General features: G+C 67.5%; 11 protein-coding genes. All 11 read right to left on the reverse strand.

From position 1 onward, the window contains the following. The 11 genes from CK489_RS17130 to CK489_RS17180 are packed head-to-tail and all read right to left on the reverse strand — an operon-like array spanning position 1 to position 12,647. A complete protein-coding gene (locus CK489_RS17130) occupies positions 1-1,587 on the reverse strand; it encodes a xanthine dehydrogenase family protein molybdopterin-binding subunit (RefSeq protein WP_095733061.1) in 1,587 nt (528 codons plus the stop codon). A 12-nt stretch (positions 1,588-1,599) separates the two neighbouring features. After that, complete coding sequence (locus CK489_RS17135; protein WP_095733062.1) at positions 1,600-2,079, reverse strand: (2Fe-2S)-binding protein; 480 nt, start codon at positions 2,077-2,079, stop codon at positions 1,600-1,602. Positions 2,080-2,084: 5 nt separating this feature from the next. Further along, positions 2,085-2,903 (reverse strand): FAD binding domain-containing protein, encoded by an 819-nt coding sequence (locus tag CK489_RS17140; protein ID WP_095733063.1) that lies wholly within the window; start codon positions 2,901-2,903, stop codon positions 2,085-2,087. Between the two features lie 14 nt (positions 2,904-2,917). Next, complete coding sequence (locus CK489_RS17145; protein WP_050631973.1) at positions 2,918-3,361, reverse strand: SRPBCC family protein; 444 nt, start codon at positions 3,359-3,361, stop codon at positions 2,918-2,920. A gap of 7 nt (positions 3,362-3,368) precedes the next feature. Then, complete coding sequence (locus CK489_RS17150) at positions 3,369-3,806, reverse strand: SRPBCC family protein (RefSeq protein ID WP_028338488.1); 438 nt, start codon at positions 3,804-3,806, stop codon at positions 3,369-3,371. Between the two features lie 9 nt (positions 3,807-3,815). Beyond that, a complete protein-coding gene (locus tag CK489_RS17155; protein WP_095733064.1) occupies positions 3,816-6,710 on the reverse strand; it encodes a flotillin family protein in 2,895 nt (964 codons plus the stop codon). Between the two features lie 24 nt (positions 6,711-6,734). Further along, complete coding sequence (locus tag CK489_RS17160) at positions 6,735-7,568, reverse strand: phosphoenolpyruvate hydrolase family protein (RefSeq protein ID WP_095733065.1); 834 nt, start codon at positions 7,566-7,568, stop codon at positions 6,735-6,737. A 3-nt stretch (positions 7,569-7,571) separates the two neighbouring features. Next, positions 7,572-9,782, reverse strand: coding sequence for an ABC transporter permease (locus tag CK489_RS17165; RefSeq protein WP_095733066.1), 2,211 nt, complete (start codon positions 9,780-9,782; stop codon positions 7,572-7,574). After that, positions 9,775-10,557 (reverse strand): ABC transporter ATP-binding protein, encoded by a 783-nt coding sequence (locus CK489_RS17170; RefSeq protein ID WP_095733067.1) that lies wholly within the window; start codon positions 10,555-10,557, stop codon positions 9,775-9,777. The genes CK489_RS17165 and CK489_RS17170 overlap by 8 nt, the downstream gene beginning before the upstream one ends. Next, on the reverse strand, positions 10,550-11,635 hold the full coding sequence (locus tag CK489_RS17175; protein WP_095733068.1) for a branched-chain amino acid ABC transporter permease: 1,086 nt from the start codon (positions 11,633-11,635) through the stop codon (positions 10,550-10,552). Before CK489_RS17175 ends, CK489_RS17170 begins: the two co-directional genes overlap by 8 nt. Before the next feature lies 1 nt (position 11,636). Beyond that, positions 11,637-12,647, reverse strand: a complete 1,011-nt coding sequence (locus CK489_RS17180; RefSeq protein WP_095733069.1) for a branched-chain amino acid ABC transporter permease — start codon at positions 12,645-12,647, stop codon at positions 11,637-11,639. Positions 12,648-12,759 lie beyond the last annotated feature (112 nt).

Genomic DNA, 12,759 nt, shown 5'->3' on the forward strand with positions numbered 1-12,759 from the left:
TCAGCGCCTCCTGGTGCCGAAGACGGAAGAGAATCGGGTAGCGCCATGCGACGGCGCGTTCGGTCGCGGTGGAGAAGGTGGCGTTGGCGGAGGAGGCGGTGGTGGCGGCTCGCGGCTCGCCGCCGGTGCGCGGTCATACGTCGTCCGCTGCTGGGCCGGTGCGGGTGCCGGCGCATGCGTTTCGCGCGGCGTCGGCGTCACCGTGGCGCGGGCGCCGCCGCCATCCTTGCGCGACGACATCCGCTTGAAGTCTTCGCGGAGCGGCCATTTGGCCTTCTCGGCGGCGACCTGCACGCATTCGATCAGCGCGGTGTTCTTGGCCTCGCGGCGGTGCGCCTTCATGTCGCCGTCGCGATACGCGTTGAGGATCCGGAACTCCATCGGGTCCATGCCGACAAGATGGGCGAGCTTGTCCATCTGGCATTCGATGGCGAAATCCATCGCCGTGACACCGAAGCCGCGCATCGCAGTCGCCGGCGTGCGGTTGGTGAACACGCAGTAGACGTCGCCGTGGACGTTCGGGATCGTGTAGGGACCGGGCAGATGCGCAGCGCATTTCACCGCCGCATAGCTCGACAGCCGCGTATAGGCACCGCTGTCGAAATAGGCGCGCACCTTGCGGGCGACGACACGGCCGTCGCGCATTACGCCGTCCTTGATGTAGATGCGTTCGGCGCCGCGCGGCGGGCCGTATTGCATCTCCTCCTCGCGCCCGAACACGTAGCGCACCGGGCGCCCGGTCAGCATCGCACCGAGGATGCACAGCGGCTCGGTCAAGGTGTCGACCTTGCCGCCGAAGCCGCCGCCGACGGTGCCGCCGATGAAGTGGAAGGTGTTGGACGGGACGTCGAGGATCTTGGCGCAGGTATCGACCGAGAAGAACAGCGCCTGCGTCGAGGTGTAGACGATGTAGCGGCCATTGGTGTCGGGCGCCGCGATCGAGCCGTTGGTCTCGGTAGGCGCGTGCTCGATCGGCGACATCTGGTAGCGCTGCTCCAGCACATGGTCGGCCGTCGCAAGCGCCCGGTCGGCATCGCCGAAGCGCAGCTGCTGGCGATCGTAGGTCTCGTGATAGGTGAAGGTGTTTTTGGGATAGACCTCGTTGACCACGGGCGCGCCCGGCTTCAGCGCGTCCTCGACATCGAACACCGCCGGCAGCGGCTCATAGTCGATCTTGACTTTCGCTATGGCCTCGTAGGCCTCGCGCGGGCTGTCGGCGACGATGGCGACGATCGGCTCGCCCTTGTAGCGCACCTTGTCGACCGCGAGCGACGGCTCGTCGTCCTTGCCGAAATTGATCAGGCTGAGCAGCGTATTCAGGTTGCGCGGCACGTCGGAGGCGCGGATCACCCGCCGCACGCCCTGCGAGCGCTCGGCCTCCGAGGTGTCGATGCGGCGCAGCCGTGCGTGCGGATGCGCGCTGCGGACCACCTTCAGATGCAGCATGCCCTGCAGCTTGTGATCGTCGAAATACGGCGAGGTGCCGGTGACATGGCCGAGCATGTCCTGGCGCTGCGTGCCCTTGCCGATTTCCTTGAGATTGTCGTCGCGCTCGTCGGCGAAGATATCCTTGCGCAGTTCCAGCATGGCACTGTTCCCTTACGCGCGCGCCCGGCCGCCGGATGCGGCAGCCAGCACGGCGTTGATAATCGGCTCATAGCCGGTGCAGCGGCAGATATTGCCGGAGATCGCCTCGACCACTTCGGCGCGGCTCGGCTGCGGATTACGGTCGAGCAGCGCCTTCGCGGCGATCAGCATGCCCGGCGTGCAATAGCCGCACTGCGCGGCGAAATTGTCGGCGAAGGCGCGCTGCAGCGGGTGCAGATTGGGACCCTCCTTGAGGCCGTCGAGCGTCTCGACCGAGCGGCCGGCGACAGTCTCGGCGAGCGTAAGGCACGACAAATGCAGTTCGCCATCGATCAGCACGCTGCAGGTGCCGCAGCCGCCCTGGCCGCAGCCGAATTTCGGCGTCATGTCGCCGATCAGTTCGCGCAGCGCGACCAGCAGGTTGGTGCCGCCATCGACGAAGATCGCGACGTCGCGGCCGTTGTGGCGGAATTGAAGCGGGGTCTTGGCCATGCGTTCTATTCCTGACCGGACAGCAGGCGCTTGAGATGAACGCCGACGATCTCGCGGCGATACCAGGCGCTGGCGAGCGCATTGTCGCCGGGCGATGTGCCCTCGACGGCGGCCGCGGCGGCGGCGCTGATCGTGGAAGCATCTGGCGAACGGCCTTCCAGCGCGCGTTCAGCGGCGCGGGCGCGGATCGGCGTCGGCGCCATCGAACCGAGCGCGACGCGGGCGCCGACGATCCGGCTGCCATTGACCGGCAGATGCGCCGCCAGCGTGATCACCGCGCCGCCTTTGGGCTTGATCCGCGCGATCTTGCGGTAACGGAACGCATCGGCGCTGGCAGGTTTGGCGAAGGAGATCGCGAGCACCAGCACGCCGGTCTGCCGGTCGCGCGATTGCAGGAATTCGTCGAGCGCAATCTCGCGGCCGCCGAGGCCGCCTTGCACCGATACCGTGGCATCGAGCGCGAGCATCGCGACCGTGAAGTCGCCATAGGGCACCGGCGCGAACAGATTGCCGCCGACCGTACCCATGTTGCGTACCGCAGGTCCGCCGATCGAGCGGGCGGGCGCGTGCAGGAGGGCGAGATCGCGTTCGGCCAGGATGCGCGCGAAGGTGACGCCGGCGCCGAGCGTGATGCGCGAGCCCGTGGCGTCGATCCGCGTCATCGCATGGTCGCTGGCGCGTACGACGGTCGAGATCGAGATGTCGCCTTCGTTCAGCGCCCGCATCACCAGCGTGCCGCCGCCGAGATAGCGGGCGCTGCGATCCGACGACAGTGCCGCCGCGGCGTCGTGGGTGCTGGTGAAGGTCTTCACCGTGACTGGCATGATGTCCTACCCGCTTACGCGGCCTCCTTCAGATGCCGGCGGATGGCCTCGAAGCCGGCCTGGTAGATGTCTTCCGAAACCATTTGCGTGATCCGGTCCCTGTCCTCGGTCCGGGTCGTGAAGCGCGATTCCCAGTGCCAGAAGGTGCGGTCGCCGTCGGTGACCGGCAGCAGGCGGACATGCGCCACATAATTGAACATCGGGATCGGCGTATCGAGCAGACAGTAACTGAACGACTGTTCGAGATCGGACAGCGCCAGCAGCTGCTCGCGCAGCTCGGCGCCGTCCTTCAGCTTGAAGCGCCTGACGCAGCCGATCTTGTCGGACGGCTGCGCGCGCTCGATACCGCTGCTCGCGACCGCCGGATGCCAGCGGTCGTGGCCGTTGAAATCGCGCAGCACGGCCCACACCGCATCGGTCGGCGCATCCAGGATCGTGCTTTTGACGATATGCGGCACGGCCTGTCTATCCTCCGAATGCCCGCTTCAGCGCGTCGAACCCGCCCTGGAACACGCCGCCGCCGATATTGTTGACGAGCTCGGTCTCGCGCTCCGGCGCGCAGTCGAACTCGGCGGTCCATTCCAGGAAGGTCTGGTCGCCGTCGGTGACCGGCGTCAACCGCAGGGTCGCGACGTAGTTCTCGACGCCCATCGGCGATTCCAGGATCGAGTAGGTGCAGAACATGTCGTAGTCGGACAGCCCCAGCAGCTTCTCGCGAATGCGATCGCCGTTGCGCAGGCGGAAATCCCTGACGCAGCCGATCTTGTCCGAGGGCTCGCCGCCCTCGATCCGGCTTTCCGCGATCGCGGGATGCCAGTTCGGCAGCCCGTTGAAGTCGCGGACCCTGGCCCAGACCCGGTCGTTGCGGGCGTTGACGACGGTGGAGACGTAAACCCGTGCCATGGTGTGCGCTCAGTCCTTCTTGCGCGGCGTGCGCTCGGGGCGCGCCGGCTCGCCGCCGCCTTCGGACGCGGCCGGCTTGGCATCGCCGCCGCTCTTGCGCGCGGAGTCCTTGATGCCCTGCATGTCGCGGGCCTCGCGGATCAGGCCCGGCATCTTCGCGAGGCTGCCGCCCTCGACACCGATATCCGACAGGATCGAGTCGATCAGCGGCGCCTGCACGCGGTAGCGCAGCGCCGAGTCGATCACCTCGTCGGTGGCGCTGCGGCCGGAACCGCCGCCATTTCCGTTGCCGTTGAGACCGTCGACCTGGAGGATGCGGATGCCCTCGATCTTCTCCATCGGCTTGACGCTCTCGCGCACGATGCCCTCGATGCGGTCGAGCAGCTTGCGGCGGAACAGCGAGTAGCGCGCTTGGTCGGTCAGCACGTTCTCGGCCTCATTGAGCAGGCGCTGGGCCTCGGCCTCGACAGCGGCGCGGACGCGTTCGGCTTCGGCTGCGATCCTGGTCTCCTCGGCCTGCTTCTCGGCCAGCAGCACCTCGACGGTCTTGCGCCGTTTGGCGATCTCGCTTTCGCGCGCCGTGACGACGCGCTCGGCCGCTTCTGTGGCGCGGATCCGGGCGTCCTCGGCCGCGGCCCGCGCCGCGGACTCTTCCAGCGACTTCTGATGCAGCGCGATGGCCTTTTCCATCAGTGCGGTCTCGACGTCCTTCTCGCGGTTGACTTCGAGCTTGCGCAACTCGCGCTCGCGGCCGACCCTCGCCTCGTCGAGGCCGCGGTCCGAGGCGATGCGGGCACGCTCGACCTCCTCGCGGGCGACGATCTCGGCCTCCTGCAGCGACTGGTTGCGGGCGACCTCGAGCTGCTCGATCGCCCGGCGCCGTTCGATCCGGGCGGCCTCCAGCGCCTGCTCGCGCGAGACGTCCGTCGTGTCGATGTCCTTGCGCGCCACGATCTCGGCCTGCCGGACCTGCCGGTCGGCATCGATCCGCTCGGAGCGCTTGGCGGCGAGTGCGATCACGCGCTCCTCGTCGGCAAGCTCGATCGCCCTCTTCTGGTCGATGTTGAGCACTTCGCGGGTTCGCGAAGAGGCGATCCGCTCGCTCTCCAGCGCCAGCTCGACATCGATGCGCTGCCGCTCGACGACGTCGCGGCGCTTCAACTCGGCGGCCTCGATCGCTCCGGTGCGCTCGATCTCGAGCCCGCGGGTCTCCCGCTCGGCGCGGATGCGCTGCGCGGCAACCGACTTCTCCTGCGAAATCCGCGCCGCTTCGATCGCCTCGCGCGAGGCGATGTCGGCCTCCTCGATCGCACGGGTGCGGGCGATCTCGAGCGCCCGGACATGTTCCTCCTGCGCGATGCGGGAGGCTTCGGTGGCTTCGCGTGCGCTGATGCCGGCGATCTCGACCGCCTGGTTGCGCTCGATCTCGAGCTTTCGCGTGGTGTGGTCGGCTGCGATGCGCTCGGCGGCCAGCGTCTTCTCTCTGATGATCCGGGCGGCCTCGACCGCCTTCTGCGCCTCGATCTCGGCCTCCTGGATGGTGCGGACCTGTTGGATCTCCAGCGCGCGGGTGCGCTCGTCGGAGGAGATGCGCTCGACATTGACTGTCATGGTCTGGGCGATGCGCGCCTTCTCGGTGGCCTCGCGGGCCGCGATCTCGGCCTCATCGACCGCGCGGGTGCGCTCGATCTCGCGCCGGCGGGTCTCCTCCTCGTTGGCGATGCGGGCGTCGGTGACGACGCGGTCCTGCTGGATGCGGGCCTTCTCGATCGCCTCGCGGGCCGCGATCTCGGCTTCCTCGACCGTGCGCATCCGCTCGATCTCGCGCTGGCGCACCTCGCGCTCGGAGGCGATGCGGGTGGTGTCGACCGAGCGCTGGTTGGCGATCCGGACCCGCTCGATCTCCTCACGGGCCAGCAACTCCTTCTCCTCGACGGCGCGCGTCCGCTCGATCTCCTTGTGGCGGGTCTCGCGTTCCGAAGCGATGCGCGCCTCGGTGATCGCCTGCTCGTTGGCGATGCGCGCTTTCTCGATGGCTTCGCGCGCGGTGATCTGGGCCTGCTCGGCTTCGGTCTCGCGCAACGCACGCTCGCGGGCGACTTCGGTGCGCTGCAGGGCACGGCGCATCTCGATGTCGCGCTCCTGTTCGAGGCGGGCGGTCTCGCTCTCGCGCTCGATCTCCAATGCCTGCCGCTCGGCCTCCAGATTGCGGGAGCGGATCTTGATCATCGAGTCCTGCTCGATGTCGTTGCGCAGCTTGCGCTTGGCCTCGATGTCCTCCATCAGCCGGGTCAGGCCTTCGGCGTCGAACCGGTTCGAGGGATTGAAATATTCCAGGTCGGTCTGGTCGAGATCGGTGATCGCGACCGATTCCAGTTCCAGGCCGTTCTGCGCCAGCGCTTCGGCGGCATTGGCCTTGACGCGGGCGACATAGTCGCCGCGCTGCTCGTGCATCTGCTCCATCGTCATCTCGGAGGCGACCGAGCGGATCGCGGAGATGAACTTGCCGGAGAGCAGGGTGTGCAGCTGCTCCGGCTCCATGGTGCGGCGGCCGAGCGTCGCGGCGGCGATCGAGACCGCCTCGCGGGTCGGCTGGACCCGGACGTAGAAATCGGCCTCGATGTCGACGCGCATTCGGTCGCGGGTGATCACGGCGTCCTGCCGGGAGCGCACGATCCCCATCGGCAGCACGTTCATGTTGACGGGCGTGTAGTCGTGGATGAACGGCAGCACGAAGGCGCCGCCATTGATCACCACCCGCTCGCCCATGAAACCGGTGCGGACGAAGGAAACCTCCTTCGATGAGCGGTGGTACAGCCAGTTCACGACGTAGACGATGATGACGATCGCGACGATTGCGACGATGAGCCAGAGGATCAATTCACCGACCAGCATCCCCGACATCTCTTCCTCCCTTGGTCACGGCGCCTAGCGTGCGCCGATCGCCTTGAACTTACGAACCTGTTCCGTCAGCGCCCGCTCGACCGGCAGACGCTCCATCGAGGAGGCGCCGTAGAAGCCGTGGCAGTTGCGGGTCTTCTTCATGATGAAATCCGCGTCTTCGGGATCCGCGATCGGACCGCCATGCGCGAGCACGATGATGTTCGAATTGACGCTGAGCGCGGCCTCGGCCCAGGCCTCGATGCGGGCAGGGCAGTCTTCGAGCTTCGGCGCGGTCTGTGCGCCGATCGTGCCGCCCGTGGTCAGGCCCATATGGCAGACGATGATGTCGGCGCCCGCGATCGCCATCGCGGTCGCCTCCTGCTCGCTGAACACATAGGGCGTGGTCAACATGTTCTTGTCATGCGCCTTCGCGATCATGTCGATCTCGAGCGCGTAGGACATGCCGGTTTCTTCAAGATTGGCACGGAAGGTGCCGTCGATCAGCCCGACGGTCGGGAAGTTCTGCACGCCGGCAAAGCCGAGCGCCTTCAGCTGGTCGAGGAACACGTCCATGTCGCGGAACGGATCGGTGCCGTTGACGCCGGCGAGCACCGGCGTGTTGGTCACGACCGGCAATACTTCACCGGCCATCTCCACGACGATCGCGTTGGCGTCGCCATACGGCATCAGTCCGGCCAGCGAGCCGCGACCGGCCATGCGGTAGCGGCCGGAATTGTAGATCACGATCAGGTCGACACCGCCGGCCTCCTCGCATTTTGCCGAGAGGCCAGTGCCGGCGCCGCCGCCGACGATCGGCTCGCCGCGGGCGATCATGGCGTGAAACTTCTTCAACAGTGCCGCGCGTTCAAACCTGGGCATGGGTCACCTCGCCACTCTTCGCCGGCCACCGGCGCGTCCGAGCAGCGGACGAAACGCGCTGACGATGGCGGCGGTGAACTCGGGATCGTTGATGTTGCGCTTGATACGGATGATCTGCCGGTTGCCGGTCTGGCGCACGGTGCGCTCCAGCGCGCGGAACAACGCCGCATCGGCATCCGGGTCCCAGAACGGCTGGCCCGGCGCATCGAGCGCAGAGACGCCGCCTTCGGGCAGGAAGAAGCGCACCGGCCCGTCCATCTGGTTGAGGCGCTCGCCGATCCAGCGGCCCATCCGCTCGTTCTCTTCCGGCGTGGTCCGCATCAGGGTGACCTGCGGATTGTGGACGTGGAATTTGCGCTGCCGGTAGCGCTCCGGGATGGTGTCGGGCGCGCCGAAGTTCACCATGTCCAGTGCGCCGACCGAGCCGACATAGGGCACGCGGCTGCGGATGATGGCGCCGAAGCGATCCTCGGTCGCCGGGAACACGCCGCCCATCAGGAGGTCGCACACTTCGGTCGTGGTGAGGTCAATGACGCCGGCAAGCTGACCGGATTCGGCGAGCTTCTCCATCGAGCGGCCGCCGACGCCGGTGGCGTGGAACACGAGGCACTCGAAATCCTCGCGCAGGTCGGCCGCGATCTTCTGCACCGCCGGCGTGGTGACGCCGAACATGGTGATGCCGATTGCGGGCAGGCTGGCGTTCGTCTCCCGTTGCTTGTCGGCTTGGTCGTCGAGCCGGGCCTTGACCATGCCGACCAGCGCATGGGCGCCGTTGCCGAGCACGGAGCGGGAGATCGAGTTGAGGCCCTGCACGTCGGTCACGGAGTACATCATGGTGATGTCGGCGGGCCCGACATAGGGGCCGACGTCGCCGGAGGCGACCGAGGAGATGATGATCTTGGGCACGCCGACCGGCAGTGCGCGCATGCCGGGCGCGACCAGGGACGCGCCGCCGGAGCCGCCCGCGGAAATGATCCCGGCGACATTGCCCTGGCGCCGCAGCCAGCGTTCGAATGCCTCCGCCATCGCCGTCACCGAGGCGCCGCGATCGGAGCCGAACACGCTCGCGCCGCCGCGGCCGTGGTTCAGCGCGATCTCCTGTGCGGTGACGTCGCAGCTCGCCGCCTTGCCGCTGGTCGAGACGTCGACCAGCCGGGTGCGCAGGCCGCTGCCCGCGATGATATCGCGGATGAAGCGCAGCTCGGCGCCCTTGGTGTCGAGCGTGCCGACCACCAGCACGACGGGCGGCCCCGACGTTCTGGATGCGGTCGGTTCGCGCCGCTGGCGGGTGGCCTCCTCGAGCCGCGTGACGCCGGTGGACTGCGTCCGCGCGGCGGCTTCGATGCGCGCGATCGGTACCGGCTGCGACCAGCGTGTCGGCAGCACCGGATTGGAAACATAGATGCGGAGCGGCCCTTTGCGTTCCGGTTGCGTCGTGGCGGCAGCTTCGACCTTCGCTGGAGCCGCTCCGGCGTCGGTCTCATCCATGCCGTGGGTGCCGACGCCGAGCAACCGCTGTTGCAACTCGCGGTCGGTGGCGAGGCGGGCGGAGTCGATGATGCGGTTGATCCGGCCATTGACCATGATGGCGACGTTGCGGGACACCGCCGTCGCCACGCCGATGTTCTGTTCGATGACCAGGACGGAGATGTCGCCTTCATCGCCGAGGCGCAGCAGCATGTCTTCGACCTGGGCGACGATCACCGGCGCAAGGCCCTCGGTCGGCTCGTCCATGATCAAGAGATGCGGATTGGTCAGCAGGGCGCGCGAGATCGCGAGCATCTGTTGCTCGCCGCCGGAAAGCTGGTTGCCGCCATTGTTCTTGCGCTCGGCAAGGCGCGGGAAGGTGTCGTAGATGCGCTCGATGGTCCAGGCGCCGCGGCGTAGGCCGCCGGCGAGCGCTAGGTGTTCGTCGACGGTCAGCGAGCGCCACAGCCGCCGGCCCTGCGGCACATAGCCGACGCCGAGCCGGGCGATCCGCGCCGGATTCAGCCGCGTGACCTCCTCGCCGCCGATCCGGATAGAGCCGCCGCTGGCGCGGACCAGCCCCATGATCGCCTTGCACAGCGTGGTCTTGCCCATGCCGTTGCGGCCGACCACCGAGAACACGCCGCTATCGAGCGTGAGATCGACGCCCTGCAGCGCGTGGGAATGGCCGTAATAGACGTCGAGGGCCTTCACCTCGAGTGCGGGCGCGGCGCGGCGGTCATTCATGGCCGCCTCCGAGGTAAAGCTCCTGCACCTCGGGATCGGATTCGATCTCGCGCGGCAGGCCTTCCTTGAAGATGCGGCCGTTGTGCATCATCGTCACGCTTTCGACGACGCGCAGCGCGACGTCCATGTCGTGCTCGATGATGATGTAGCCGATGTGCGCCGGCAGTGAGGTCAGGATCTCGATCAGCTCGCGCCGCTCGGTCGGCGATAGTCCCGCCGCGGGCTCGTCGAACAGGATGAAGCGCGGCGCGCCGGCCAGCGCGAGCGCGATCTCGAGCTGGCGCTGCTGGCCATGCGCCAGCTCGGCGACGCGCTGGTCTTTCACGCTGGCCAAGTGCACCGCCTGTACCAGCGTTTCGGTCGCGTGCATCAGCGCGTCGTTCTGCCCGGGGCGCAGAAACGAGAAGCGGCCGCGCGAGACGCCGCGACACGCGAGGTAGACGTTGTCCTGCACGGTGAGGCCGGGGAACAGCGCCGAGATCTGGTAGGTGCGGCGCAAGCCTCGGCGAATGCGTTCATAGGGCGGGAACTGGGTGATGTCCTCGCCGAAGAAGCGGATCGTGCCGGAGGAGGGCGGGAAGTCGCCGGTGATGCAGTTGAACAGCGTGGTCTTGCCGGCGCCGTTGGAGCCGAGAATCGCGCGGCGTTCACCGGGACGCACGGTGATGGTGACGTCGGTCAGCGCTGCGAGCGCGCCGAACAGCCGGGTCACGCCGCGCAGCTCCAGCGCCGCGCCGGCGCCGACCACGGACAGGCGCTGCGCGACGCTATCCATGGCGGCCTCCGCCGGAACGTTGCGTCGATGACGTGTTGCGGCGCCGCCAGCGTTCCCACAACCCGATCACGCCGTCGGATGACCAGAACACGATGGCGAGGAAGCCGAGCCCGATCAAGAGCCGGAAGCGATTGCCGTCGAGCCCGAGCTTGATCAGCACGTCGAGCGCGAAGGTGCGCAGCAGGACGAAGATCAGCGCGCCGACGAACGGGCCGATCGGCCGCGTGATGCCGCCGACCACGGCGATGATCAGCACGTCGATGCAGGCACCGACGCTGACCGAGCCGGGCGAAATCTGCCGGTAGTTCCAGACCTGCAGCACGCCGCCGAGCGCCGCAATGAAGGCGGCGAAGGCGTAGGCCGCGATGCGGTGCGCATTCGGATTGAAGCCGAGCGCCGCCATGCGGCGGGAGTTGTCGCGCACGCCCTGCAATGCCAGCCCGAACGGCGCGCGCGAGATGTACTGGACCGCGAAGTAGCAGATCGCGGCGACGCCGAGCGTCACATAGTAGAAGGCGATGTCGCTGCGCCAGTCGACGCCCCAGAAATGCGGCGTCGCGACGGTGTTGATGCCGGTGTGACCGTTGAAGATCGCCCAGTTCTGGTTGGTGAAGTAGTAGAACGCCGCGCCGATCGCGAGCGTGATCATGATGGTGTAGATGCCTTCGGTGCGCACCGCGAGCGCGCCGCCGAGCGTGCCGAACAGCGTCGCCAGCGCCAGCGCCATCGGGGTTGCCAGCCACCACGGCCAACCGAGGCTGATATTGGCGTTGCCGCTCATGCCGAACACCGCGACCATGTAGCCGGCGAAGCCCGCGATGGTGAGCTGCATCAGGCTGACCATGCCGCCATAGCCGGCGAGGAACATCAGGCTGAGCGCGATGATGCCGAGGATCAGCGTGGTGGCGAAGATCTCGATCAGGAAGAAGCTGTTGGCGATCAGCGGCATGATCACGAGGATCAGCGCGACCAGCCAGGCCACGGGATTCTGGAATTCCGGCCACGCGCGGAGCAAGGCGCGGCGTGTCGTCGAAGTCGATGGGTCGGGGCGGAACTGGGTGCTCTGCAGCAACGACATCTCATCGCCTCGCGAGCAGGCCCTGCGGCCGCAGCGCCAGCACCAGCACCATGATCAGGAAAGTGACGACGATGGCGTAGGTCGGGATGTAGACCGAGCCGAGCTGCTCGGCGAGGCCGATGATGACGGCGCCGAGCGCGGCGCCCGGTATCGAGCCCATGCCGCCGACGATCACGACGACCAGGGAGGCGAGCAAGAAGCGGGTATCCTCGCCGGGCGACAGCGACTGGAAGGTGCCGCCGACCACACCGGCGATGCCGGCGAGGCCGGCGCCAAGCGCGAACACCAGCACGAACACGAGCTGAATCCGCACCCCGGTCGCAGCCAGGATGTCGCGGTCGTCGACGCCGGCGCGCACGATCATGCCGATCCGGGTCCGGTTCAGCGCCAGCCACATCGCGATTCCGATCACGACCGAGGCGGCGAAGATCACCAGCCGCACCAGCGGATATTGCAGATAGACCGGCTCGCCGGATGATTTGATCGCGGTCAGCAGCGGCAGCTGCACCGGGCCGATCAGCCAGGTCGGGGTCTGCACCTGGTAGAAGTCGCCGCCGAACACCCAGAGCATCAGGTCGGCGAACACGATCGAGAGCCCGATCGTCACCATGGTCTGCCGGAGGTCCTGGCCCTCCATGCGGCGGAACACGACGAGCTGCAGGATCACGCCCACCAGGGCCACCGCGACGAAGGCGACGATGAAGCTCAGGATCCACGACCCGGTCCAGGTGCTGACCGCATAGCCGACATAGCCGCCGAACAGATAGAGCGAGCCGTGCGCGAGGTTGACGTTGCGCATCAGGCCGAAGATCAGCGTGAAGCCGCTGGCCACCAGGAAATACAGCCCGCCGAGCGTGATGCCGTTCAGCACGGCGTTGAGGAACACGCGCTTGCGGCCGATCGCGGCCTCCAGCCCCGGCGGCCAGATCGCGAACACCAGCCACGCCAGCACCGCGACCGCGATGATCACGATCAGCGCCCAGACCGGATGGCGTTCGATGAACCTGGCCATGTCAGTCGCGTTCCCTCAGTCGGTCGCGACCGTCTGCCGGGCCGCGTGTCCAATATCCTACCGAGGGCGAAAGCGTCTGATTTGATCGAGAGTATCTTTTATCGTCCGGTGC

This window comes from Bradyrhizobium sp. UFLA03-84 (assembly GCF_002289535.1).
Lineage (GTDB): Bacteria > Pseudomonadota > Alphaproteobacteria > Rhizobiales > Xanthobacteraceae > Bradyrhizobium > Bradyrhizobium viridifuturi.

Bases quoted from the DNA above. Each gene is read 5' to 3' on its own strand.
- CK489_RS17155 (WP_095733064.1), bottom strand. From the start codon at position 6,710: ATGTCGGGGATGCTGGTCGGTGAATTGATCCTCTGGCTCATCGTCGCA.
- CK489_RS17170 (WP_095733067.1), bottom strand. From the start codon at position 10,557: ATGGATAGCGTCGCGCAGCGCCTGTCCGTGGTCGGCGCCGGCGCGGCG.
- CK489_RS17165 (WP_095733066.1), bottom strand. From the start codon at position 9,782: ATGAATGACCGCCGCGCCGCGCCCGCACTCGAGGTGAAGGCCCTCGAC.
- CK489_RS17135 (WP_095733062.1), bottom strand. From the start codon at position 2,079: ATGGCCAAGACCCCGCTTCAATTCCGCCACAACGGCCGCGACGTCGCG.
- CK489_RS17180 (WP_095733069.1), bottom strand. From the start codon at position 12,647: ATGGCCAGGTTCATCGAACGCCATCCGGTCTGGGCGCTGATCGTGATC.
- CK489_RS17175 (WP_095733068.1), bottom strand. From the start codon at position 11,635: ATGTCGTTGCTGCAGAGCACCCAGTTCCGCCCCGACCCATCGACTTCG.
- CK489_RS17140 (WP_095733063.1), bottom strand. From the start codon at position 2,903: ATGCCAGTCACGGTGAAGACCTTCACCAGCACCCACGACGCCGCGGCG.
- CK489_RS17130 (WP_095733061.1), bottom strand. From the start codon at position 1,587: ATGCTGGAACTGCGCAAGGATATCTTCGCCGACGAGCGCGACGACAAT.
- CK489_RS17150 (WP_028338488.1), bottom strand. From the start codon at position 3,806: ATGGCACGGGTTTACGTCTCCACCGTCGTCAACGCCCGCAACGACCGG.
- CK489_RS17160 (WP_095733065.1), bottom strand. From the start codon at position 7,568: ATGCCCAGGTTTGAACGCGCGGCACTGTTGAAGAAGTTTCACGCCATG.